The following is a 23,190-nucleotide window of genomic DNA, read 5'->3' on the forward strand; positions in this document are numbered from 1 at the left end:
CGGCCGCCGATTCATGTTTTGGCTACCTACCAAGGGAGTGGCTCATCGGTTGTGTAGTCCTGAACGCCAGAGTACGTGCGCCACTTTATTCCCGGAATTTTCTCCGCCCAGGCGAGATCCTCTGGGGTGATCGCCGCCAGTGTGATGTCATGGCCTGCCTCGGGATCATCGCTCGGGTGGACGAGAGCCAGCCAGTTCTCACCGGAGACGATGCGTGAATCGCGGGTCGGCCAGTTCCATGCAGTGAAGGGGGACTCGCGACTTCCTTCCTGAGACCAGAGCCAATCCGCTTGGACTTCTTGCGCGACTTTCGTTATAGGAGCACCCAGTATGGCTTCCAGGACTGTGGCGTGAATCAGAAATTCTGAGAGCCGCTCGCCAGTCCGCTTCCAGGGGGACGGTTCGTCAGATGGCTCTCGCTCGTACACGGGGTGATCTTCATCATTCGGGTCGAATGCCCAGACCCAAGTTCCCTGATTCTCGACCCAGAATGGAATCTTTCCGTCTTCTGTCGCGAGTTCCGGGAGGGGAATGGCGTAGTTGTGCGACGTGATCATCTCACCCCACTGGGCGGAGATTTCATGCCACTCAACAAGCTCCTTGGGCGTTTCGGGGGATTCTTCCAGTCTCGCATTAGGTGCTTTCGGGGCGCCATACCATCTCCGCAGAAATCGCAGCAGGCCCTGATTGTCCGTGGGGGTGAGAGAGCTCATGTGAGACATTATGCGCTATACGCCAGGCGTCGACGTGGGTTGATCTGCAAAGTGCTGTAGCAAAACGGGAGCCCCGTGGATGGGGCTCCCGTGGGCCATGACGGCAGTAGTTGACGGCAACGTCAGCGGACGGGGGCGGCGCAGGGTGGCGGTTCAGCGCCGCCGGAACGTGCCGTCTCGGTGGTCTCCCGGCTGCCGAGCGCGGTGCTGAGGGTGTCGATGGCGTCGCGCTGGAGGCGGAGTCGGACGTGGGCGTAGACAGTGGCGGTGACGCCGATGTGGGCGTGGCCGAGGAGTTCCTTGATGACGACGAGCTCGACGCCCTGCTCCAGGAGCAGGGTCGCGGTCGAGTGCCGGAGGTCGTGGAAGCGGATTCGGCGGAGGCCGGCGCGGCGGAGGAGCGCGGTGAACGCGCGGGTGAGGTTGGTCGGGTCGATCGCTCCGCCCTGCGCGGTGGTGAACACGTGCCCGCTGTCCTGCCGCGTGGTGCCTGCGGCCTCCCGTTCGCGTTGCTGCTGCTCGCGGTGGAGCTTCAGCGACTGGGCACAGCGGGTAGGCAGGGCGATGCGGCGTTCGGAGGCCCGGGTCTTGGTGGGGAGCGTGGTGAGCCCGCCTGCGCTGATGCGCCCCTGTCCGTCTGGGTGGCTCGTATTGCACGACCCGAACGACTATGCCCGAATGCAATTCGTGGGGTTCCGCGATTCTGTGATCTGCTCGGTAATGGTGGATGATCCGCAATTTCCGTCGAAGGTGCAGATCTTGTTGCGGGAAGAGGGGAAAGTGGTTTCTTAACGCTTGAAGGAACGGGCGAGGATCTATTCGTGTATTTCGCCAGTTTCTCGCACGTGGCATGAGGTCGGCGTTCCGCTGGGCGGTACATCGACCTTCCTGCGTCATTCCGCCCTGCAGAGTGAAACCCCATCAGGTGGTACTTCCGTTCTAGTGGTCTTCGCAACACCCCAGTTCAGGGGATGCGATGGACTTCGAGATCCGGAAGAGGCGCAAGGAGCAAAGGCCCCGCAAGCTGCAACGGGAGGGAGAGGAATACTTCCGGCTCATGCAGCTCGGGTTCGGCAATTTTGAGGCGTCCAGACGAGTCGGGGTCAACCTTTGGATCGGCCGTGAGTGGCGCAACGTCCGCCCCCGCAAGACGCTCGGCTGGGGAACCTCAGCCGAGCGTCTGTCTAAAGGCTGTCCCGCTTTGGCGTGTCGCTCGGGACGTAAGGTGTGACGTGCTCTGCGCCGTTGGCGGGACCACGAGGGAGTGCGTCGTTGGATCGGAACCCCACCTGTTGCTTCTGCTGGCTCGTCGTCGATCTCGAGCAGGACGACGATGCGAATGAGCTCCGGCTTGGTCCCGCACACTCCAGCAACGTGGGGCAGCTTGTGTACTCCAACTCAAGCTGTTTGCGCGAGCGCGTCCACTCGAACATGGACTTGTGGTGGGAGCTGTGACGGTGGGAGTCGGCCCACGCCTGTGACGGTCCTGGGATGATCTCTTCGTGGCTGGAGTGATCACGGCGTCGCAGTCGCAGCCGTCTTGGATAGGCCCGTTTACCGGGTTGAGCCCTCGCAGCTTCAGCAAGTTGGTCACGACTGTTCGCAGGCAAGGGGTTGATGGCGTTCAGCGAGGTCGACCGTGGGGCCTGCCGTTGGAGGACCGGGTCTTGTTGGTGGCAGCGTACTGACGAACGAATCTGACGCTGCGGCAGCTGGCGCCGCTGTTTGGGATCTCGAAGTCTGCGGCCGGCAGGATCATCGATGGTGTGGGGCCACATCTTCGAGCCAGACGGCTCCGGCTTCTCGACATGCGGTCAGGCGGGCCGTAGTTGATCAACGTCCGGGCCATGGACGGCCGAGGCGTGTCTCATGGGACCAGATCGAGCCGTTGCTGACTACGGCCGCGCCCGGTGCGGGACCAGACGCGGGGCGCCAGCATGTTGTACGTCAGTGATCGGCGGCGTACGAGATGAAGGCGGTCCATCCTTGTGTCCCGAAGGCGAGTTGGGGGCCGTGGTTGTGCTTCGAGTCGCGTACGTGGATGGTGCCGGGGGCTGTTGCGACCTCGACGCAGGCGGGCCCGTCGTCGGTGCTGTAGCTGCTCTTGAACCATTGCAACTCGGAGCCGTGACCGGCCGAGGGCTTCACGCTCATGTCTCTCCAAGGACTTTCTCGATGAAGGCCAGCGACTCTCGCGGCGGAAGCGCTTGGGCTCGGATGACTCCATAGCGCAACTCCAGGATCTGGACCTCCTTGGGCTCCGAGATCAGTCGGCTCGTGCGCTGTACCTCGTTGTGCCCCACCGTGGTGCCCTCCCTGAGCCGCAGCAGGTGGAAAGGTCCACCGAGACCGGCGTTGTCCTCGCGATCCATGGGCAGTACCTGGATCTCCACGTTTCGCCTTTGCCCGATGTCCAACAGCCGTTCGAGCTGTCGGCGTAGCACCATTCTGCCCCCGACCCGCCTCCGCAGGGCAGCCTCATCATGAACGAAGCTGAAGGCGGGGATCATCCGCTTTGCATCGACGATCGTCTGCCGTGCCAGCCGCGCGGCGACACGCTGTTCCACCTCCTCCTCGGAGAAGGCGGGCCGCCGTGAACCGAACACGGCCCTCAAGTACTCCTCCGTCTGTAGGAGGCCGTTGACGACGGAGTTGTCGTAGGCGCAGATCTCAACCGCCTCCCCCTCCAACTTCGCCAGATCCCGCACCTTCTTCGGATACCGGGCCTCCTCCACGTCCTTCGTCAGCCCGGCGATCATCCCGCCCGCGTCCAGCACCCGGTCGGCCGCCTCAAGGAACTGCGCCTTCGGCGCCCGTCGCCCCCGCTCGACCGAGGACACCTGCTCCTCGCTGTAACCGATGGCCGTCCCCAACTCGGCCTGGGTGAGTGCCTTCCGTTCCCGGCACATCTTGACGACCTTGCCGACCGTCCGCAGTACGGCCGCCGACTCCTCGTCCTCGCCGCCGTATGACTCCATCCGCCCACCTCCACGTGCCGCCGGTGCCCAACGCCCCACCGGCCCGCCGCGTCACGCGGCACCCTCCGGACAGGCCCGGACGGTGACCGTACGGTGACGCTGCGTACTGTCGTCGTTGCTGTTCACAGTAGGGACAGCCGAGCACGCTGAGTGACATGAACGCCGATATCGCCACCGCGACGGGTGAACGCCCCGCTCCCACGGACCACTTCACGATCCGTCTCTCGGCCACCCCCAAGGGCGCCCGCCTCGCCCGGCACCTCGCGGCCGAGCGGCTCCACGGGGCTGGCCGTATGACGGCGAGGCCAATCGCACGGCGACGCTGCTGGTGGCCGAACTCGCGACGAACGCGGTGCTGTACGGCCGGGTGCAGGGCCGGGACTTCCGCCTCCGCCTCACCCTGTACCCGCAGGACCCCACGCTCCGCATCGAAGTGACCGACGCCCGAGCCGATCGCCGTCCACCCGCTCCTGGCACCCTTTCGCCGGCCGCGTCCGAAAGCGAGTCCGGCCGGGGCCTCCTCCTCGTCGAGGCGTTGTCCACCCACTGGGGGACGACCTGCCAGGACCCGTACACCAAGACGGTCTGGTGCGAGGTCGTCCTGACGTGACCGTCGTGGCTACTGCCGGTACCCGCTCAGGAACCGCCCGATCCGCCCGATCGCCGCCTCCAGGTCCTCCGCGTACGGCAGGGTCAGGATGCGGAAGTGGTCGGGGGTCGGCCAGTTGAAGCCGGTGCCCTGGACGACCTGGATCTTCTCGCGGAGGAGCAGGTCGAGGACGAACTTCTCGTCGTCGTGGATGGGGTGAACCTTGGGGTCGATGCGGGCGAAGGCGTAGAGGGCGCCCTTGGGCTTCACGCAGGACACGCCCGGGATCTCGTTGAGCTTCTCCCAGGCCACGTTGCGCTGCTCGTACAACCTCCCGCCGGGCAGGGTCAGTTCGCGGATGGACTGGCGGCCGCCGAGCGCGGCCTGGATGGCGTACTGCGCGGGCGCGTTGGCGCACAGCCGCATGGAGGCCAGCATGGTCAGGCCCTCCAGGTAGTCCTTGGCGTGCTGCTTGGGGCCGGTCACCACCAGCCAGCCGGAGCGGAAGCCCGCCACGCGGTAGGTCTTCGACAGGCCGCAGAAGGTGAGGACGACCAGGTCGGGGGCGAGGGCGGCGGCCGAGTGGTGCACGGCGTCGTCGTAGAGGATCTGGTCGTAGATCTCGTCGGCGAACACCATCAGGCCGTGCCGGCGGGCCAGGTCGAGGATGCCCTCGATGATCTCCTTCGGGTACACCGCGCCGGTGGGGTTGTTGGGGTTGATGATGACGACGGCCTTGGTGCGGTCGGTGATCTTCGCCGCCATGTCGTCCAGGTCCGGGTACCAGTCGGCCTGTTCGTCGCAGAGGTAATGAACCGCCTTGCCGCCGGCGAGCGTGGTCACCGCCGTCCAGAGGGGGAAGTCCGGGGCCGGGATGAGGATCTCGTCGCCGTCCTCCACCAGCGCCTGTACGGCCATCGAGACCAGCTCGGACACGCCGTTGCCGAGGAACACGTCGTCGACGCCGACCTCCAGGCCCCGCGACTGGTAGCGCCCGGCCACCGCCCGGCGGGCGGAGAGGATGCCGCGCGAGTCGGTGTAGCCGTGCGCCTGCGGGAGCATCCGGATCATGTCCTGGAGGATCTCCTCCGGCGCCTCGAAACCGAAGGCGGCGGGGTTGCCGGTGTTCAGGCGCAGCACGCTGTGGCCCGCCGCCTCCAGTGCGTCGGCGTGCTCGATCACCGGGCCGCGGATCTCGTAGCAGACCTCGCTGAGCTTGTTCGACTGCCGGAACTCCATGCGCGCTCGCCCCTCCGGTTCGATGTGTTGCTTGGTTTTACCAAGTTCGAGCTTGGAAAGTCCAACGACATGTCTAGACTGCGGGGCATGTCACCTCGCCGAAGCTACGACCAGTACTGCTCCGCCGCCCGCGCCCTCGACCTGGTGGGCGACCGCTGGACCCTGCTGATCGTCAGGGAGTTGCTCGCCGGCGCGCGCCGCTACACGGACCTGCACGCGGACCTGCCCGGCGTGAGCACCGACGTACTCGCTTCGCGGCTGAAGGACATGGAGAGGGACGGGCTGGCGACCCGGCGCAGGCTGCCTCCGCCCGGGGCCGCGTTCGTGTACGAACTCACCGCCAGGGGACAGGAACTGCTGCCGGTGCTCCAGGCGCTGGGCGAGTGGGGCCGGCCCGAGCTGGGGGAGCGGCGGCCCACCGACGCGGTGCGCGCCCACTGGTTCGCGCTGCCGCTGCTGCGGGAGCTTGAGGGGGAGACAGGGGTTGTCGAAGTCCGGCTGGAAGAAGGTGACTTCCACCTGTGTCTCGGTGCCGGGGACGGGCCGGTGTACGGCGACGGACCGGCTCCTGGTGAGCCCGACGCCCGGCTCGTGACGGACGCCGGGACGAGCACGGCCCTCGCATGCGGCGAACTGGGGCTGCGGGAGGCGGTGCGGGACGGGCGGGTCGAGGTCACCGGGGACGGGGCCGTGGCCAAGGCGCTGCGGGAGACGTGAGAAGGGGCGGGAAAAGGCGAAGGCCCGCCGGGCGTCGAATCCGGCGGGCCTTCTGTCACGTCAGGCGTTCGGCGGCACCCCTCGCGGGCGTCCCGACCCGCGGGTCAGCGCGTACCCGCCGATGCCGGCGAGCGCGGCCAGCACACCGCCGACCGCGGTCCACACCCAGCGGTCTGTCCACCAGCCGGAGGACCAGCCGTCGTCCGGTTCGATCGCGGACAGCACGGCCGACTTGCCCGTACCGTCCTCGCCGTTCTGGGACTTGACGGCGATCCCGGGGACCAGCGGCTTCGCCAGCGAGCCGTCCACCGCGGCCGCGCCGCCGATGTCCTTGGAGTCGACCCGGACCTCGGCGCTGACGGGCTTGCCGAGGTCGGCCGAGGTCAGGTCGAGGACCGTCAGCCGGATGTAGTACGTGCCCGGCAGCGGGTCGTTGGCCCACGGCTCCGACCAGGCGCGGACCGTGCGCAGGACGCAGGCCAGGTCCACCGAGGTCGTGCCCTGGGCGGCGGTGCGGGTCTGGGCGCCGTACTGGCAGGACTGGCGGCGCCGCAGACCGTCGTACACGTCGATCTGCCAGGTCTGGGTGGCGTGCGAGCCCGGCAGCTTCACGGTCGCCTTCACCGTGGGGCGCTGGCCGGAGTCCGCCGGGAACGACCAGTACATGTAGTCGCCGGTGGAACCGCTGGCCGTGGCCTGCTCGCCCTGGTCGATCTCGGTCGCCGTGCGGAACGAAGTGCCCGCCTGGGTGGGCGCCTTGCTGTCGTCCGAGGCGCTCGGGGACGGCGAGGAGTCGGCGACGGCCGGACCCGCGGCCGGCCCGAGGGCGGCCCCGAGCGCCAGCAGCGCGGCGCCGAACGCACGTGTGATACGCATCAGTTGGTCCTCCAGACCGCGACCCGCCAGCGTGACACCCAGCCCCACAGCAGACCCGCGAGGAAGCCGGTCAGCACCAGCGCGCCGAGCAGCCACCAGCCGCGCCCGAGGCCGAAGGAGGCCACGTCGCTCGCCTTGTCCGGTCCGTCCACGACGTCCACGGTCAGCTCCAGCGGCAGACCGGGCGTGGTCTTCACCCCGGAGGCCGGCGAGAAGGAGTTGGTGACCTGGAGGCACACGGTCTCGGCGGGGGCGTTGTCGTCGTCGCTCTCCGGCCTCGGGTAGCGCAGACCCGTCGAGATGACGTCCGTACGGCCGTCGCCCGCGGCCTCACCGCGCACGATCTCCCGGTCGTGCACCGTCACGGCCCGCAGCAGCACCCCGTAGTCCGGGCCCACGGCCCGGTCGGCCGCCACGCTCACCGAAGCACGCACTTCCTGACCGGGCTTGACGTCCACCTTGTACCAGCGCTGCTGCCCGAACTCCTCACGGTCCGTGTAGAGGCCGGACTTCAGCGCGGGCGCGTCCGAGCACTGCGTCGCGCCCTGCGTGGCCACCGGCGTCACCACCGGATCGGCGGCCCGGTCGACCAACTGGCCCACCCGGTCGCTGAGTTCCTCCTTGTGCCGGACGTCGGTGTAGGTCCCGCCCGTCGCGTCCGCGATGCAGCTGAGCTGGTCGCGGGTCTTGGCGTCCGGCACCAGGCCGAGGGTGTCGATGGTCAGCCCGATGCCCTTGGCGGCTATCTCGCGGGCCACCTCGCAGGGGTCCAGCGGCTGGCAGGTGTCCTCGCCGTCGCTGATCAGGACGATCCGGCGGGTGCCGTCACCGCCGTCGAGGTCGTCGGCCGCCTTCAGCAGCGCGGGACCGATGGGGGTCCAGCCGGTCGGCGTCAGCGTGGCGACCGCGGTCTTGGCCTCGGTGCGGTCCAGCGTGCTGACCGGGTAGAGCTGCGCGGTGTCCTTGCAGCCCGTCTTCCGGTCGTTGCCGTGGTAGTTGGCACCGAGGGTGCGGATGCCGAGCTGGACCTCCTCGGGCGTCGCGTCGAGCACCTCGTTGAACGCCTGCTTCGCCGCGGCCATCCGCGACCCGCCGTCTATGTCCCGCGCCCGCATGGAACCGCTGACGTCCAGCACGAGTTCCACCTTGGGAGCGGCTTTGCCGTCCGTCTCGTCGGCGACCGCCCCGGCGGGGAACGCGAGCCCTGCCGTCAGCGCGGCGAGCAGGGCACAGACCCCCGCCGCCAGCCGTTGTCTTCTGATCATCGGCGGATCTTATTGATCTCGGGTGCCGGGCTCCAAAACGAGCGGGTTGGGCAGGGTGGTCCACTGGTCGCCCGGTGTCCCCGGCGACAGCCGCATCAGCGTCAACGCCTTCGTCGGCAGGGGGTATTCGCGCAGGGCCGTCAGGTCGGGGCCCGGCCGCAGATCCCGTACGGCCGTCTCCAGGGCCGTGGCGAGGGCCGGTCCGGAACCGGCCGTCGCGGCCAGGGCGCCGGCCACCAGGGAGCCGAACAGCTTGCGGCGCAGGGCGAGTTCGTCATCGGTGATGAGGCGGCCGGTCAGGTCGGGGGGCTTGATGCCGTGACGGGTGAGGCGGGCGGGACTGATCCGGATGTCGGCGAGGTCGCGGTAGACCAGCCGGCGGGGGGTGCCGTCCTGCGCCAGGACCACCAGGAGGTTCTGGCCGTGGGCCTCCAGGGCGACACCAAGCTCCAGCAGGCGCAGGCCCACTTGGAGGGCGAGCCGGGTGAAGTCGGCCAGCCAGGCGGGGGAGCGGGGCAGGTCGGTGGTGGCGAGGGCGGCCACGGGCAGGACGTGCTCGTCACCGGAGACGTACAGCCGCGGTGACTCGCGCAGCAGGGCCGCCAGATCGGGGGAGCCGGCCGACACCGCGCCGAGGGTGCGCGTGACGTGCAGCAGACCGTCCGTGCGGGCCGCCAGCTCCTCCGCGAACGCCGACAGCGTCGCCGAGGCGCCCACCGAGTACGCCGAGATGTCCCGCACCGAGGAGGTCAGCCGGGCGCTCAGCGCGGTCTTGACGTGGGGTCCGCCGGGCAGCGCGAGGGTGCGCAGCGACATCAGGGGATGGGCGTCCGACCATGCGTCGCAGGGGCGGGTGAGCACGTGCGCCGTCTGCCACGGGTGCACGGGGACCAACAGGTGCTCCCCCTCTCGCAGTTCGTCCGGCCAGTCCCCGGTGACCAGGCACTCCCGCGCCGGGACCGGGGCCGTCCCCAGCCGCACCACCGGCCGGTGCTCCGGCCCGTAGGCGAGCTGCTCGGCCACCGAGAACCCGGGCCGGGAACGGCAGTTGGGGTGGAAGGGGTGTCCGTCGACCACCCGCTGCTCCCACTCCCAGTCCCGGTCCGGCCACTCTTTCGGATGATCAAGCTGATCCGGCTGCCCGGCGCGCGAGAGCGCCAGCGAGGCCACACTGTGCCCGAGCTCGGCGGCGAAGGCCGTGGCGTGCTCCACCGCGAGGTCCGTCATCAGCCGGGCCGGATCGTCGTGGGCCGTGGCGTCGAGGTGGACGGCGGTGACGTAGGCGTCGGTCGCGTACGGATCCGGGTGCGGGCCGCGCAGCACCCGGCCGTCGGCGAGCCGCAGGAGCAGGCCCCCCGGCCCGGCCGTCCTGCCGGTGATCCACGGCAGCGGCTCATGGGCGAGCGCCCGCCACAGACGGGTCAGCACGGCCGCCCGCGCACCCGGCAGCGCGGCCGTGTACCGGGGTACCAGGTCGGGCCGGACGGCGGCCAGCTCCTCCGCGACCTCGACCTCGGCGTCGGCAGTGGAGGGGCCCGCAGGGCCTTCCTTGGAAGGGTGGTGGTCGGAGACGGGAGGGCGGTACACGGTCGGCTCCTCGGGTACGCAGTGGTTGACGGGCACGATTGCCAGGCACGACAGACATACTGATCGCGATCGGATCCCGGACGAAGAACGAATGGATCGCGTGGACCACATGCCCCCGAGCGACCGCGACGCGGACCGCGCCGACGCGTACGCGGCCGCCCCCCTGCTCAACTGTCTGCTGCGGGAGGTGGCCGAGCCGCTCACCGTGTCCGGGGAACGGCGGACGTACCGGCTGCCCGGCACCGACCGCCTGCTGCGGGTGCGCGGCCGGCGGCGGCCCGCCGAACCCGAGGTGCGCACGGCGGGCGTCTGGCAGCGTGTCGGCCACCCCGAGCTGGTGAAGCTGGTCGCCGAGGAACTGCGCCGGCACACCGGGATCTCCAACGACGACCTGCCCGTCGAGATGACCGACAGCCGGGACGCGGTCGCCGCGCTGCTCACCGCGCGCGCCCTGGCGACGCCGCCCGACGACCCGTACCTGCGCTCCGAACAGTCCCTCATCACCGGACATCCTCACCACCCGGCGCCCAAGGCACGCGGCGGCGGCCCCGTCACCGGCTGGCTGCCGTACGCCCCCGAGGCACACGCCCGCTTCCCGCTGGTACTGCTCGGGGTGCGCGAGGACGAGGTGGCCGAGGAGGGCGACACCTCCGCCCTCGACGCCCTCGGCACCGCCCCGCCCGGCTACCGGCTGCTGCCCGCCCACCCCTGGCAGCTCGACCTCGCCGGACCCGCCCTCGCCCCCGCCTTCGCCGACGGCCGCCTGGTCCGTCTGGGCACGACCGCGTTCGTCGCCTGGCCGACGGCGGCGGTACGCACCCTGTACGAGCCTCGCCGCGACCTGCACCTGAAGTTCAGCCTGGACGTGCGCATCACCAACGACATCCGCCGCCTGTGGCGCCACGACCTGGTGAAACTGCGCCGCAACGACACGGCTGCGGCCCGGGCCCTCGCCGCGGGCGACGGCCCGGCGGCCTGGCTCGGCGACCGCGGCTACCGCACCGCCGCCTTCGCCTTCGAGGAACTGGCCGTCCTGGTCCGCGACGGCCTGCGCGGCCACCTGCTGCCCGGCGCCACCCCCCTGCTCGCCGCCGGACTCGTGGAAGGCTTCGACGGCAACCCCCTCGCCCACGCCACCGACCCGGCGGCCTGGTGGGAGGCGTACCTGCGCCAGGTCGTCCCCCCGGCCCTGACCGCCTTCGCCGACCACGGCGTGGTGCTGGAGGCGCACCTCCAGAACACCCTGGTCGCCGTCGACGCGTCCGGCATGCCCGTCCAGGCGCTGTTCCGGGACGCCGAGGGCGTCAAGCTGCTGCCGGACGTCTCCCGCGCGGCCGGCTGGGAACGACTGGTGTACTGCCTCGTCGTCAACCACCTCACCGAGATCGCCGCCGCCCTGGCCGAGCACCACCCGGGCCTCGACCCCTGGCCCGCCGCCCGCCGCGCCCTCGCGGCCCACCCCCTCCCGGAGATCCCGGCCCTGCTCGCCTCGCCCACCCTGCCCGGCAAGACGAACCTGCTGCTGCGCTGGACCGGCGCGGACGGCGCCGACGCCCGCTACCTGCCACTGCCGAACCCACTGGCCCCGTACATGATCTGAATTACCCTGGCCGGTGTGCTGCGCGACGTGACTGCTGTTCGATACGTGACCCCTCTGCACTCCGGCGGCTCCGTCCCCGGGGTCGTCGAGGCCGACGACCTCGGCACGTACGTCGTGAAGTTCACCGGCTCCGCGCAGGGCCGCAAGGCGCTGGTCGCCGAGGTGATCGTGGGTGAACTGGCCCGTGCGCTGGGCCTGCGCTTCCCCGAACTGGTCCTGGTGCACTTCGACCCGGCGATCGCCGCCCACGAGCCCCACCAGGAGGTACGGGAGCTGCACGGCGCCAGCGCCGGAGTCAACCTCGGCATGGACTACCTGCCGGGCGCCGAGGACTTCACCCCGGAGATCGCCAAGACCTTCGCGGTGGACCCGCTGGAGGCGGGCAGGATCGTCTGGCTCGACGCCCTGACCGTGAACGTCGACCGCACGGTCCACAGCTCGAACCTGATGATCTGGCCCACCTTCGGGACGGTCCCGCCACGCCTGTGGCTCATCGACCACGGTGCCGCCCTGATCTTCCACCACCGCTGGGACGCCTCCGACCCCACGAAGGCGTACGACTTCCGTCACCACGCGCTCGGCCACTACGCCCCCGACGTACGGGCCGCCGACGCCGAGCTCGCCCCCATGGTCACCCGGGAACTGCTGCGGGACATCGTGGCCGAGGTCCCGGACGCCTGGCTGGCCGGCGAGGAGGGCTTCGCCACGCCGGACGACATCCGCGGCGCGTACGTGGACTACCTCCACACGCGCGTGCGGGCCTCCGGGACCTGGCTGCCCACCGACTTCCCCGGCCGGGACGAACTCGCCGCCGAGGAGGCCCGGCGCGCGGCGCGGACACAGCAGGGCCGGCCGAACTGGCTCAAGCGGGTCCCCGACCTGCACGGCAAACCGGCCGCGGAGCAGGACTGGTCGGTGCACCTGGGATGAGCCACCGTGTGGAGATCGAGTACTGCACCCAGTGCCGCTGGCTGCCCCGCGCGGCCTGGCTGGCGCAGGAGCTGCTGACGACCTTCGAGGACGAGCTGACCGAGCTGTCCCTGAAGCCCGGCAAGGGCGGGGTCTTCACGGTCCGCGTCGGCGACGAGGTGGTGTGGGACCGGCGGGAGCAGGGCTTTCCGGAGCCGACGGCGGTGAAGCGGGCCGTACGCGACCGAGTGGCCCCGGGCAGGTCCCTGGGCCACTCGGACACGCCCGCGTGAGCGTCAGCCCTTGAGCTGCTCGTACGCCGGCAGCGTCAGGAAGTCGGCGTAGTCCTCGTCGAGGGCGACCTTCAGCAGCAGGTCGTGGGCCTGCTGCCAGTGTCCGGCGGCGAAGGCCTCCTCGCCGATCTCCTTCCGGATGCCGTCCAGTTCCCCGGCGGCCACGTCCCGCGCCAGCTCCGGGGTGGCCTTCACCATGGACCCGTGGTGCTCGAACTCGACGCCCGCGTTGATCCACTGCCAGATCTGCGAGCGGGAGATCTCGGCGGTGGCCGCGTCCTCCATCAGGTTGAAGATGGCGACCGCGCCGAGGCCGCGCAGCCACGCCTCGATGTAGCGGATGCCCACCTGGACGGCGTTGACGAGCCCGTCGTACGTGGGCCGGGCGTCCAGGGAGTCGATGGCGATCAGGTCGGCCGCCGTCACGTGGACGTCCTCGCGCAGGCGGTCCTTCTGGTTCGGCCGGTCGCCGAGCACCCGGTCGAAGGATTCCATGGCGATCGGCACGAGGTCCGGGTGGGCGACCCAGGAACCGTCGAAACCGTCGTTCGCCTCACGGTCCTTGTCGGCGCGGACCTTCTCGAAGGCGACCTTGTTGACCTCCGCGTCCCGGCGCGAGGGGATGAACGCCGCCATGCCGCCGATCGCGTGCGCGCCGCGCTTGTGGCAGGTGCGGACGAGGAGTTCGGTGTACGCCCGCATGAACGGAGCGGTCATCGTGACCGCGTTGCGGTCCGGCAGGACGAACTTCGCGCCGCCGTCACGGAAGTTCTTGACGATGGAGAACAGGTAGTCCCAGCGGCCCGCGTTCAACCCGGAGGCGTGGTCGCGGAGTTCGTAGAGGATCTCCTCCATCTCGTACGCGGCGGTGATCGTCTCGATCAGGACGGTGGCGCGGACGGTGCCCTGCGGGAGGCCGACATACTCCTGCGCGAACACGAACACCTCGTTCCACAGGCGTGCCTCGAGGTGCGACTCGGTCTTCGGCAGGTAGAAGTAGGGGCCCTTGCCGAGGTCGAGGAGGCGCTGGGCGTTGTGGAAGAAGTACAGGCCGAAGTCGACGAGGGCGCCGGGAACCTGGCGGCCGTCGGCGTCGACGAGGTGGCGCTCGTTCAGGTGCCAGCCGCGTGGGCGCGTGACGACGGTCGCCAGCTCCTCGTCCGGGCGCAGGGCGTACGACTTGCCGGAGGCCGGGTCGGTGAAGTCGATGTTCCGGGTGTAGGCGTCGATCAGGTTGAGCTGGCCGAGGACCACGTTCTCCCAGGTGGGCGCGGAGGCGTCCTCGAAGTCGGCGAGCCAGATCCGGGCGCCCGAGTTGAGCGCGTTGATGGTCATCTTGCGGTCGGTGGGACCGGTGATCTCCACCCGGCGGTCGTTCAGGGCGGCCGGGGCCGGGGCCACCCGCCAGGAGTCGTCGGCGCGGATCGCGGCCGTCTCGGGGAGGAAGTCGAGCGTGCAGGTGCGGGCGATCTCGGCGCGGCGCTCGGCGCGGCGCACGAGGAGTTCGTCACGGCGCGGGGTGAACCGCCGGTGCAGCTCGGCCACGAAGGCGAGTGCCGCGTCGGTCAGGACCTCCTCCTGCCGGGGCAGGGGCTCGGCGTCGACGATGGCCAGCGGAGACGGCGCTGGTGCGGACATGAGCTGTCACTTCCTTCAGCGGTGGCACCGGGTGTCAGTGGATAGTAGTTTCCTCATCGTGGAACTTCAATCGTTTGTTGATGTTGAAGCCACCTCTCTCGGCCGCCCGCTCATTCCAGGTGTGCGAGGTCGGCCTCGGTGTCGATGTCGTAGGGCCGGGCCACGTCCCCGCACTCGACGAGCGTGATCGCCCCGGCGTTCTCCCTCAGATACGCGCGTGCCCCGCGGTCGCCCGTCGCGGTCGCCGCGATGCCCGCCCAGTGCGCGGCGCCGAGCAGCACGGGGTGGCCGCGCACCCCGTCGTAGGCCGCCGAGACCAGGGACCGCTCGTCCCGGTACGCGGCGAGCACCCGCGCCACCGCCTCCGGTCCGATGCCCGGCTGGTCGACGAGCGAGACCAGCGCGGCCGGGGCGCCGGTGCCGGCCAGCGAGTCCAGCCCCGCCCGCAGCGATGTGCCCATGCCCGCCTCCCACCCCGGGTTTTCGACGAGCACGCATCCGGCCAGCCGCACCCGCTCCCGTACGACGTCCGCGCCGGCCCCGAGGACCACGTGCACCCGCTCGCAGCCGGCCGCGCGCAGTACCCCGGCCGCGTGCTCCACCAGGGGCCGGCCGCGGTGTTCGAGCAGTGCCTTGGGTCGTCCGCCGAGCCGTCTTCCGCCCCCCGCGGCGAGGAGCAGCCCGGCGATCCGGTGCTGGTTGTCCGTCATGCGTCCTGCATACCCGACGCCGGGCGGAGCGGCCGGTTTCCGTGGACTGAATTTCCGTCCGCACGCTGGCGCACCCCGCACCGGGTGGCGTTTACTGGCCCGCGTCCCCGACGCCCGGCCAGTGCCATGGGGGGCGTGCGCCGGGGGGAGACGGGGAGTGTGGGCGCGCGACGGAGTGTGAGGGGGAGGGCTGTGTTGCGGAGCTTGGGGCAGAGGCCAGTGACCGGCAGCGACGAGGATCCGAGAGTGGCGGAACTGCGGACAGCGGTCTCCCGCCTGCGCCGGGAACTGGCCGCGCACCCGGCCGAGTTCCCCGACCGGGGGATCGCCGAGGACGAACTCGCCGCGCTGGCCGCGATGACGGCCGGCGGCATCCCCGAGATACCGCGGCTGCGCCGCTCCCTTTTACTGATCGCGAGCGCGATCGGCTCCGTCAGCGCCCTCTCGCGGGGCCTGTCGGACGTCCGTGACGCCGTGGACCTGTTCGGCGAGCCGCCGCGCGGCTGACGTTCGGGTCGCAGTGCCGGTGCACCGGCTCAGGATGACAGTGCCTGGGACAGTTCCGCCGCCACCTGCTGAAGGACCGGCACGATCCGCTCCGTGGCCGTCTCGGTGACCCGTCCGGCCGGGCCGGAGATCGAGATGGCGGCGGCGGTGGGGGAGTCGGGGACGGACACCGCGAGGCAGCGGACGCCTATCTCCTGCTCGTTGTCGTCGACCGCGTAGCCCTGCCGGCGCACGTCCGCCAGGGCCGCCAGGAAGCCCTCCGGCGTGGTGATCGTCTTGTCGGTCGCGGCCGGCATGCCGGTGCGGGCCAGCAGCGCGCGCACCTCCTCGTCCGGGGTGGTCGCGAGCAGCGCCTTGCCCACGCCGGTCGAGTGCGGCAGGACGCGCCGGCCGACCTCGGTGAACATCCGCATGGAGTGCTTGGACGGGACCTGCGCCACGTACACGACCTCGTCCCCGTCGAGCAACGCCATGTTCGCCGTCTCGCCGGTCTCCTCGACCAGGCGGGCGAGGTGGGGGCGGGCCCAGGTGCCGAGCAGCCGGGAGGCCGACTCGCCCAGGCGGATCAGGCGGGGGCCGAGGGCGTAGCGCCGGTTGGGCTGCTGGCGCACGTATCCGCAGGACACGAGCGTGCGCATCAGGCGGTGGATGGTGGGCAGCGGCAGCCCGCTGCTCGCCGAGAGCTCGCTGAGGCCGACCTCGCCGCCCGCGTCCGCCATCCGTTCGAGCAGGTCGAAGGCGCGCTCGAGGGACTGGACCCCACCGCCGCCCGCGGACCGGGCGGACTCGGTGGTGCTGGCGCGGGACGTCGGCACGGCGCGTTTCCCCTTCCGAAGGGTATTCTGTTCTTCGGAAGCTTAATTCCGCTCTGCGGAAAAGTCCATTGCGGCGCCTCGACGGCACCGGGGAGCAGTGTGCCTCTTGACTGCGGGGAAGTGGGAGTGAAGACTCCTTCAACAGAAAGTTGAATTCCGTTACGTGGGTGTAAATCCCGTTTCACGCGAGTGAACGGCGACGGAAAGGGGTCCGGGGTGTCCGAGGCTGAACGGGTACTGCGCTCGACGCGGGTCATCACCCCGGAAGGGACCCGCCCGGCCTCGGTCGCGGTGTCCGCCGGGACGATCACGGCCGTCCTGCCGTACGACGAGCCCGTACCCGGGGACGCCCGCCTGGAGGACCTGGGCGACCACGTGCTGCTGCCCGGCCTGGTCGACACCCACGTCCACGTCAACGACCCCGGCCGCACCGAGTGGGAAGGCTTCTGGACCGCCACGCGTGCGGCGGCGGCCGGCGGCATCACCACCCTCGTCGACATGCCGCTCAACTCCCTCCCGCCGACCACGACGGTCGACCACCTCCGCACCAAGCGGGAGGCCGCCGCCGGCAAGGCCCACGTCGACGTCGGCTTCTGGGGCGGTGCCCTGCCCGACAACGTCAAGGACCTGCGCCCGCTGCACGAGGCCGGCGTCTTCGGCTTCAAAGCCTTCCTGTCCCCGTCCGGAGTGGACGAGTTCCCGCACCTCGACCAGGAACGGCTGGCCCGGTCCCTGGCCGAGATCGCCGGCTTCGGCGGCCTGCTGATCGTGCACGCCGAGGACCCCCACCACCTGGACGCGGCCCCCCGGCAGGGCGGCCCCCGCTACGCCGACTTCCTCGCCTCCCGGCCGCGCCACGCCGAGGACACGGCCATCGCGAGCCTGATCGACCAGGCCAGGCGCCTGCACGCGCGCGTGCACGTACTGCACCTGTCCTCCAGCGACGCGCTGCCGCTGATCGCCGCCGCGAAGGCGGACGGCGTCCGCGTCACGGTCGAGACCTGCCCGCACTACCTCACGCTGACCGCCGAGGAGGTCCCGGACGGCGCCAGCGAGTTCAAGTGCTGCCCGCCGATCCGCGAGGCCGCCAACCAGGACCTGCTGTGGCAGGCGCTGGCCGACGGCACCATCGACTGCGTGGTGACCGACCACTCGCCCTCCACCGCCGACCTCAAGACCGACGACTTCGCCACCGCCTGGGGCGGCATCTCCGGCCTCCAGCTGAGCCTGGCCGCCGTGTGGACCGAGGCCCGCAGGCGCGGGCACGGCCTGGAGGACGTGGTCCGCTGGATGTCCGAGCGCACGGCGGAGCTGGCCGGGCTCGACCGCAAGGGCGCCATCGCACCGGGCCGCGACGCCGACTTCGCGGTCCTCGCGCCGGACGAGACGTTCACCGTGGACCCGGCGGCGCTCCAGCACCGCAACCGGGTCACGGCGTACGCGGGCCGCACCCTCACCGGCGTCGTGAAGTCCACCTGGCTGCGCGGCGAACGCATCGTGGCGGACGGCGAGTTCACCGAGCCGAAGGGCCGCCTGCTCACCCGGACCCCCTGACACCCGCCTCCGCACCCGCAGTGGCCGAGACCCGAAAGGAACCCCTGATCGACGTGACGGCGATCGAGAGCTTCACCGGCGACGCGAACCCCTACGGAGGCGGTGACCCGTACGCGGACTACCGCACCGCGGACTTCCCCTTCACCCACCACACCGACCTCGCCGACCGGCGGCTCGGCGCCGGTGTCATCGCCGCCAACGACGAGTTCTTCGCCGAGCGCGAGAACCTGCTGCGCCCCGGCCGGGCCGAGTTCGACCCCGAACGCTTCGGGCACAAGGGCAAGATCATGGACGGCTGGGAGACCCGCCGCCGGCGCGGCGCCTCGGCCGAGCAACCCTGGCCCACGGCGGAGGACCACGACTGGGCGCTGGTCCGCCTCGGCGCGCCGGGCGTGATCCGCGGCATCGTCGTCGACACCGCCCACTTCCGCGGCAACCACCCGCAGGCCGTGTCGATCGAGGGCGCCTCGGTGCCGGGCTCCCCGTCCCCCGAGGACCTGCTGTCCGGCGACGTGAAGTGGACGACGCTGGTCCCGCGCACGCCGGTCGGCGGCCACGCGGCGAATGGTTTCTCCGTGTCGGTGGAGCAGCGCATCACCCACCTGCGGGTCAACCAGCATCCCGACGGCGGCATCGCGCGCCTGCGCGTGTACGGCGAGGTCGTCCCGGACCCGCGGTGGCTGGAGGTCCTGGGCACCTTCGACGTGGTCGCCCTGGAGAACGGCGGCCGGGTCGAGGACGCCTCCGACCGCTTCTACTCCCCGGCCGCCAACACCATCCAGCCGGGCCGCTCCCACAAGATGGACGACGGCTGGGAGACCCGCCGCCGCCGCGACCGCGGCCACGACTGGATCCGCTACCGGCTGACCGCCCAGGCCCAGGTCCGGGCCCTGGAGATCGACACGGCGTACCTCAAGGGCAACAGCGCCGGCTGGGCATCGGTGTCCCTGAAGGACGGCGAGGACGGCGAGTGGCGGGAAGCCCTGCCCCGCACCCGCCTCCAGCCCGACACGAACCACCGCTTCGTCCTCCCGGCCCCCGCCGTCGGCACGCACGCGCGCGTGGACATATGGCCGGACGGAGGAATCTCCCGCCTGCGGCTCTTCGGCTCACTGACGGAGCCGGGAGCGGCGAGTCTGTCGGCACGCAGCCGGGAGCTGGGCGGCTGAGCAGCGCCGTGCTTCTCCAACGCCGGTCCAGGCAGACTCCAGCCCGTCCGGCGTTCGAGGACGAGGCCCGTTCAGGGCCGAAGCGGGGGTCTGGGGGCGGCAGCCCCAGGGACGGGAAGGGGCGGCGGGGGCGAAACACCACCACCGCCACCACCCCTCACGCCGCGAACCCCCCGTCCACGGACAACTCCGCGCCCGTCACATACGCGGCCCCCGCCACATACGCGACCATCTCCGCCACCTCCTCGGCCGTCCCGTAACGCCCCAACGCCGTCATCCCCGCCTGCCCCGCCGCGGACGGTCCGTCCGCCGGGTTCATGTCGGTGTCGATCGGCCCCGGATGGACGATGTTCGCCGTGATCCCGCGCGGCCCCAGCTCCCGCGCCAGCGCCTTGGTCAGCCCGACCAGGGCCGACTTGCTCATCGCGTACAGCGTCCCGCCGGGCCCCGGCACCAGCTGCGTCATGCACGACCCGATCGTGATGATCCGGCCCCCGGCGGCCATACGCGCGGCAGCCGCCCGGGACGCCAGGAACACCCCGCGCACATTGACGGCCATCACCCGGTCCACGTCGGCGAGCGACAGACCGTCCAGCGGGCCGAGCACGCCCACCCCGACGTTGTTCACCAGCACGTCCAGCCCGCCCAGCTCCCGCGCCGTACGGTCCACCGCGCCCGCCGCCTCCTCGGCGTCCGCCGAGTCCGCGCGCAGGGCCAGCGCGCGGCGCCCCAGCGCCTCGACGGCCCGTACGACGTCCGCGGCCGCCTCCTTGCCGTTCACGTACGTCAGGGCGACGTCCGCGCCCTCCCGCGCGAGCCGCAGCGCCGTCGCCGCCCCGATACCGCGGCTGCCGCCGGTCACCAGGGCGACCTTGCCTTCGAGAGATCCATTGCTTGTGGTCATGGGTCCATCCCAGCGGCCCCGGCGGGCGACCGCTGGCGGCGAACGGACACCGATGTCGGCCGGCCGGAACTCTTCACTCCACCTCCCTCGTTCTCCCCCCGTGACCCTTCAGCAAGAAATCGTCGGCAACGCCATGCAGATGGCGGTCGTCAACCTCAGCCCCGGCCAGACCGTGTACTGCGAGGCGGGGAAGTTCCTGTTCAAAACGACGAACGTGACCATGGAGACCCGCCTGAGCGGACCGTCGAACAACGGCGGCCGGTCCCAGAACGGCGGCGGTGGCGGTGGCGGTAACGGCGGCATGGGCGGCATGCTGCGCCAGGCCATGGGCACCGCCATGCAGGTCGGCCAGCGCATGATGGCCGGCGAGTCGCTGGCGTTCCAGTACTTCACCGCCCAGGGCGGCGAGGGCACCGTGGGCTTCGCGGGCGTCCTGCCCGGTGAGATGCGCGCCCTGGAACTGGACGGCACGCGCGCGTGGTTCGCGGAGAAGGACGCCTTCGTCGCCGCCGAGTCCACCGTCGACTTCGGCATCGCCTTCCAGGGCGGCCGCACCGGCATGAGCGGCGGCGAGGGCTTCGTCCTGGAGAAGTTCACCGGGTACGGCACCGTGATCATCGCGGGCGCGGGCAACTTCATCGACCTCAACCCGGCCGACTTCGGTGGCCGCATCGAGGTCGACACCGGCTGCGTCGTCGCCTTCGAGGAGGGCATCCAGTACGGCGTCCAGCGCGTCGGCGGCCTCAACCGCCAGGGGATCATGAACGCCGTCTTCGGCGGCGAGGGCCTGTCCCTGGCCACCCTGGAGGGCAACGGCCGGGTCATCCTCCAGTCCCTCACGATCGAGAGCCTCGCCAACGCCCTGAAGAAGGCCCAGGGCGGCGACAAGCAGGGCCCGACCGGCGGCCTCTTCTCGACCCACGCCGGGTGAACCGATGAGTTGCGGGGGCGCGCGGGGTCTGAGGTGATGACAGCGGACCCCGTACCGCGACGAGGACTTCGGCCGCCCAGCCCCCGCCAGGAACGGCGCCCCTTGGGTTAACTTCCCGAAAACTCATGGGACTTGACGGGAAAATCCTCAACTTTGTCATTGACATGCCACTGTCTACGCGCGTCATCATGAGGCCCATGAGATTCCCCCCACGCATCACCCGCATCGGCGCCTCGGCAGCCCTCCTGTCCGCCCTCTTCGTCGGCGGCACCGTCTCCGCCGGCACGGCGGACGCGGCCGCCGACTCCGTCGGCAGCATCTGCTACAGCGACCTGCCCTCGCAGGCGTACACCACCCTGAAGCTCATCGACCAGGGCGGTCCGTTCCCGTACTCGCAGGACGGGGTCGTCTTCCAGAACCGGGAGCACGTCCTGCCCAGCCAGTCGAGCGGCTACTACCACGAGTACACGGTGAAGACGCCCGGCTCCTCCACGCGCGGTGCACGGCGCATCGTCACCGGCGAGGAGTACCAGGAGGACTACTACACCGCGGACCACTACGCCACGTTCGACCTGATCGACTTCGGCTGCTGAGGTCTGCCGGATCCCACCGCGCAGCCCGCTGACCAAACACCCTCGCCCCGCGGACCCCCAGAGCTACCGGCCGCGAGGCGAGGCGCTGTCCGCGTCCGGTACGCGGGTTGACCGGTCCCGGGTGGTCATGCCGGACCTCCGGCCCCGTTCAGGCACGCCTCCAGGAACGCCAGGGCCCGCAGGTGGTACGAGCGCGCGGCCCAGCCGAGACTGATGTTGTGACCCGCGTCCGGCTGGCGCTCGACGCACACGCGCGTCCCGCTCATCAGGCCGGTCAGCGCCGCCACCGCTTCCTCGTCGTGCCGCCACCACGCCTCGAACTCCGCGAAGGTGACACGAACCGGCACCCGTACCTTCCGGGCCAGGCCGGGGAGCAGGTCCGGCCAGCGTGCCGCCTCCTTCCACTCGCGCTCGGGCATGGGGCTCAGCAGTGAGCGACTGTTCGCAAAGGTGTTCGGCGGATACAGCTGCAACGGGCCCCAGTTGAGCCGCCGGCTGGGCAGCTTGTGCGGGTGGGGTAACTCGTGGGCCGGTACGGCGTACTGATGGCCGCAGCCGGAGATGTCCAGGCCGATGAGACGGCCCGACGTGTCGTCGGCCGCGGCGGTGAGCGCGAGCTTGCCGCCGAAGGAGTGGGCCACCAGGAAGAACCCGGAACCGACGTCATGCCGGCGGGCGAAGGAGCCCAGCGCCGCGTGCAGAGTGACCGACTGCTCGGCGAGCGTCTGCCCGGTGGGGAACCGAGAGGCCGACAGACCGTAGCCGGGGCGGTCCAGGGCCAGCACGGTGAACCCGAACTCGGCTCCGAGTTCCAGCAGGGACAGGCCTGGGTGGGTCCGGGCGTCGAAGTAGCCGGCCCGCATGCCTCCACCGTGGACGGCCACCACGACCGCCCGGGGCGGTGTACCCACCGGTTCGCTCAGCAGACCGGAGAGGAGCACACCGCCGGCGTCGACGACGATCTCGCGCACGCCGTGGCCGATGGGGCTGAGCATCTCGCGCATGGGTGGCCTCAGTCCTTGATCTCGCAGATGGCCGCGCCGGAGCTGACGGACGCGCCGATCTCCGCGCCGAGGCCCTTGACGGTGCCGGCCTTGTGGGCGTTGAGCGGCTGTTCCATCTTCATGGCCTCGAGTACGACGATCAGGTCGCCCTTCTCGACCTCCTGGCCCTCCTCGACGGCGACCTTCACGACCGTGCCCTGCATCGGGGAGGCGAGGGTGTCGCCCGAGGCGTCCGGCACGGACTTCCTCGCCGCACGGCGCTTGGACTTCGCCTCCGTCGGCGGTTCCGTACGGGAGTCCACCATCGGGCCCGGACGGGAGACGGGGAGCGTCACCTCCAGCCGCCTGCCGTCGACCTCGACGACGACGGTCTCGCGGTCGGATTCCTGTTCGGTTCCGCTGGGGGCGGGGCTCGTGAACGGTGGGATGTCGTTGACGAACTCGGTCTCGATCCAGCGGGTGTGCACGGTGAACGGTTCGGCGGTGAAGGCCGGGTCGATGACCACCGCGCGGTGGAAGGGGATGGCGGTGGCCATGCCCTCGACCTGGAACTCCTCCAGGGCGCGGGCGGCCCGCTCCAGGGCTTCCTTGCGGGTGCG

At 70.8% G+C, this 23,190-nt stretch carries 22 protein-coding genes and 3 pseudogenes; 11 read left to right on the plus strand and 14 right to left on the minus strand.

Annotated features, from left to right (window positions below):
* Nucleotides 1–26 precede the first annotated feature (26 nt).
* Both ACFY01_RS12800 and ACFY01_RS12805 read right to left on the minus strand, forming a co-directional pair.
* A complete protein-coding gene (locus ACFY01_RS12800) occupies nucleotides 27–713 on the minus strand; it encodes a hypothetical protein (RefSeq protein WP_390735724.1) in 687 nt (228 codons plus the stop codon).
* 122 nt (nucleotides 714–835) lie between these two features.
* Nucleotides 836–1,339 (minus strand): annotated as a pseudogene (locus tag ACFY01_RS12805) (tyrosine-type recombinase/integrase); the annotation flags it as partial.
* Between the two features lie 876 nt (nucleotides 1,340–2,215).
* Here ACFY01_RS12805 and ACFY01_RS12810 point away from each other — a divergent pair.
* Nucleotides 2,216–2,494: pseudogene (locus ACFY01_RS12810) on the plus strand (transposase family protein); the annotation flags it as partial.
* Between the two features lie 166 nt (nucleotides 2,495–2,660).
* On the opposite strand, the gene ACFY01_RS12815 reads toward ACFY01_RS12810, so the two are convergent.
* Entirely contained in the window at nucleotides 2,661–2,867 is a 207-nt protein-coding gene (locus ACFY01_RS12815) for a DUF397 domain-containing protein (RefSeq protein WP_390735725.1), read from the minus strand.
* The gene (locus tag ACFY01_RS12820) at nucleotides 2,864–3,691 is read right to left on the minus strand and encodes a helix-turn-helix transcriptional regulator (protein WP_390735726.1); all 828 of its coding nucleotides are present in this window, start codon (nucleotides 3,689–3,691) and stop codon (nucleotides 2,864–2,866) included. Before ACFY01_RS12820 ends, ACFY01_RS12815 begins: the two co-directional genes overlap by 4 nt.
* Nucleotides 3,692–3,846: 155 nt before the next feature.
* Here ACFY01_RS12820 and ACFY01_RS12825 point away from each other — a divergent pair.
* Nucleotides 3,847–4,301: pseudogene (locus tag ACFY01_RS12825) on the plus strand (ATP-binding protein).
* A gap of 9 nt (nucleotides 4,302–4,310) precedes the next feature.
* Here ACFY01_RS12825 and ACFY01_RS12830 read toward each other — a convergent pair.
* Nucleotides 4,311–5,519, minus strand: a complete 1,209-nt coding sequence (locus tag ACFY01_RS12830) for a pyridoxal phosphate-dependent aminotransferase (protein ID WP_390735727.1) — start codon at nucleotides 5,517–5,519, stop codon at nucleotides 4,311–4,313.
* An 87-nt stretch (nucleotides 5,520–5,606) separates the two neighbouring features.
* Here ACFY01_RS12830 and ACFY01_RS12835 point away from each other — a divergent pair, with 87 nt between their 5' ends.
* Nucleotides 5,607–6,236: a winged helix-turn-helix transcriptional regulator gene (locus ACFY01_RS12835; RefSeq protein ID WP_390735728.1), complete on the plus strand. Its 630-nt coding sequence runs from the start codon at nucleotides 5,607–5,609 to the stop codon at nucleotides 6,234–6,236.
* A gap of 60 nt (nucleotides 6,237–6,296) precedes the next feature.
* Here ACFY01_RS12835 and ACFY01_RS12840 read toward each other — a convergent pair whose 3' ends face one another.
* The 3 genes from ACFY01_RS12840 to ACFY01_RS12850 are packed head-to-tail and all read right to left on the minus strand — an operon-like array spanning nucleotide 6,297 to nucleotide 9,871.
* Nucleotides 6,297–7,112, minus strand: coding sequence for a hypothetical protein (locus ACFY01_RS12840; RefSeq protein ID WP_390735729.1), 816 nt, complete (start codon nucleotides 7,110–7,112; stop codon nucleotides 6,297–6,299).
* A complete protein-coding gene (locus tag ACFY01_RS12845; RefSeq protein WP_390735730.1) occupies nucleotides 7,112–8,377 on the minus strand; it encodes a VWA domain-containing protein in 1,266 nt (421 codons plus the stop codon). Before ACFY01_RS12845 ends, ACFY01_RS12840 begins: the two co-directional genes overlap by 1 nt.
* 9 nt (nucleotides 8,378–8,386) lie before the next feature.
* The gene (locus tag ACFY01_RS12850; protein ID WP_390735758.1) at nucleotides 8,387–9,871 is read right to left on the minus strand and encodes an IucA/IucC family protein; all 1,485 of its coding nucleotides are present in this window, start codon (nucleotides 9,869–9,871) and stop codon (nucleotides 8,387–8,389) included.
* 184 nt (nucleotides 9,872–10,055) lie between these two features.
* Between ACFY01_RS12850 and ACFY01_RS12855 the strand changes: the two genes are divergently transcribed.
* From ACFY01_RS12855 to ACFY01_RS12865, 3 genes are read left to right on the plus strand one after another with little or no spacing between them, the layout of a single operon-like run.
* Complete coding sequence (locus ACFY01_RS12855) at nucleotides 10,056–11,564, plus strand: IucA/IucC family protein (RefSeq protein ID WP_390735731.1); 1,509 nt, start codon at nucleotides 10,056–10,058, stop codon at nucleotides 11,562–11,564.
* A gap of 15 nt (nucleotides 11,565–11,579) precedes the next feature.
* On the plus strand, nucleotides 11,580–12,494 hold the full coding sequence (locus tag ACFY01_RS12860; RefSeq protein WP_390735732.1) for a HipA family kinase: 915 nt from the start codon (nucleotides 11,580–11,582) through the stop codon (nucleotides 12,492–12,494).
* Nucleotides 12,491–12,766: a SelT/SelW/SelH family protein gene (locus ACFY01_RS12865; RefSeq protein ID WP_390735733.1), complete on the plus strand. Its 276-nt coding sequence runs from the start codon at nucleotides 12,491–12,493 to the stop codon at nucleotides 12,764–12,766. Before ACFY01_RS12860 ends, ACFY01_RS12865 begins: the two co-directional genes overlap by 4 nt.
* A gap of 3 nt (nucleotides 12,767–12,769) precedes the next feature.
* Here ACFY01_RS12865 and aceB read toward each other — a convergent pair whose 3' ends face one another.
* Nucleotides 12,770–14,404, minus strand: a complete 1,635-nt coding sequence (gene aceB, locus ACFY01_RS12870) for a malate synthase A (RefSeq protein ID WP_390735734.1) — start codon at nucleotides 14,402–14,404, stop codon at nucleotides 12,770–12,772.
* A gap of 110 nt (nucleotides 14,405–14,514) precedes the next feature.
* Nucleotides 14,515–15,114, minus strand: a complete 600-nt coding sequence (locus ACFY01_RS12875) for an NTP transferase domain-containing protein (RefSeq protein WP_390735735.1) — start codon at nucleotides 15,112–15,114, stop codon at nucleotides 14,515–14,517.
* 192 nt (nucleotides 15,115–15,306) lie between these two features.
* Between ACFY01_RS12875 and ACFY01_RS12880 the strand changes: the two genes are divergently transcribed.
* Nucleotides 15,307–15,621: a DUF5955 family protein gene (locus tag ACFY01_RS12880; RefSeq protein WP_390735736.1), complete on the plus strand. Its 315-nt coding sequence runs from the start codon at nucleotides 15,307–15,309 to the stop codon at nucleotides 15,619–15,621.
* Nucleotides 15,622–15,650: 29 nt separating this feature from the next.
* Here the strand turns inward: ACFY01_RS12880 and ACFY01_RS12885 are convergent, their stop codons facing one another.
* The gene (locus ACFY01_RS12885; protein WP_390735737.1) at nucleotides 15,651–16,436 is read right to left on the minus strand and encodes an IclR family transcriptional regulator; all 786 of its coding nucleotides are present in this window, start codon (nucleotides 16,434–16,436) and stop codon (nucleotides 15,651–15,653) included.
* A gap of 216 nt (nucleotides 16,437–16,652) precedes the next feature.
* Here ACFY01_RS12885 and allB point away from each other — a divergent pair, with 216 nt between their 5' ends.
* Complete coding sequence (gene allB, locus ACFY01_RS12890; protein ID WP_390735738.1) at nucleotides 16,653–17,990, plus strand: allantoinase AllB; 1,338 nt, start codon at nucleotides 16,653–16,655, stop codon at nucleotides 17,988–17,990.
* Between the two features lie 53 nt (nucleotides 17,991–18,043).
* Nucleotides 18,044–19,159 (plus strand): allantoicase, encoded by a 1,116-nt coding sequence (alc, locus tag ACFY01_RS12895; RefSeq protein ID WP_390735759.1) that lies wholly within the window; start codon nucleotides 18,044–18,046, stop codon nucleotides 19,157–19,159.
* A gap of 157 nt (nucleotides 19,160–19,316) precedes the next feature.
* On the opposite strand, the gene ACFY01_RS12900 is transcribed toward alc, so the two are convergent.
* On the minus strand, nucleotides 19,317–20,063 hold the full coding sequence (locus ACFY01_RS12900) for an SDR family oxidoreductase (RefSeq protein WP_390735739.1): 747 nt from the start codon (nucleotides 20,061–20,063) through the stop codon (nucleotides 19,317–19,319).
* Between the two features lie 100 nt (nucleotides 20,064–20,163).
* Here ACFY01_RS12900 and ACFY01_RS12905 point away from each other — a divergent pair, with 100 nt between their 5' ends.
* Both ACFY01_RS12905 and ACFY01_RS12910 read left to right on the plus strand, forming a co-directional pair.
* The gene (locus tag ACFY01_RS12905) at nucleotides 20,164–20,994 is read left to right on the plus strand and encodes an AIM24 family protein (protein ID WP_390735740.1); all 831 of its coding nucleotides are present in this window, start codon (nucleotides 20,164–20,166) and stop codon (nucleotides 20,992–20,994) included.
* A gap of 197 nt (nucleotides 20,995–21,191) precedes the next feature.
* Nucleotides 21,192–21,587: a ribonuclease domain-containing protein gene (locus ACFY01_RS12910; RefSeq protein WP_390735741.1), complete on the plus strand. Its 396-nt coding sequence runs from the start codon at nucleotides 21,192–21,194 to the stop codon at nucleotides 21,585–21,587.
* A 125-nt stretch (nucleotides 21,588–21,712) separates the two neighbouring features.
* On the opposite strand, the gene ACFY01_RS12915 is transcribed toward ACFY01_RS12910, so the two are convergent.
* Together ACFY01_RS12915 and ACFY01_RS12920 are read right to left on the minus strand one after the other, a co-directional pair.
* A complete protein-coding gene (locus tag ACFY01_RS12915; RefSeq protein ID WP_390735742.1) occupies nucleotides 21,713–22,591 on the minus strand; it encodes an alpha/beta hydrolase in 879 nt (292 codons plus the stop codon).
* Nucleotides 22,592–22,599: 8 nt separating this feature from the next.
* Nucleotides 22,600–23,190, minus strand: a 591-nt coding sequence (locus tag ACFY01_RS12920) for a biotin/lipoyl-containing protein (RefSeq protein WP_390735743.1), incomplete at its 5' end; no start/stop codon positions are given.

Origin of the sequence: Streptomyces sp. NPDC001480 (assembly GCF_042894725.1) — a bacterium.
Classification (GTDB): domain Bacteria; phylum Actinomycetota; class Actinomycetes; order Streptomycetales; family Streptomycetaceae; genus Streptomyces.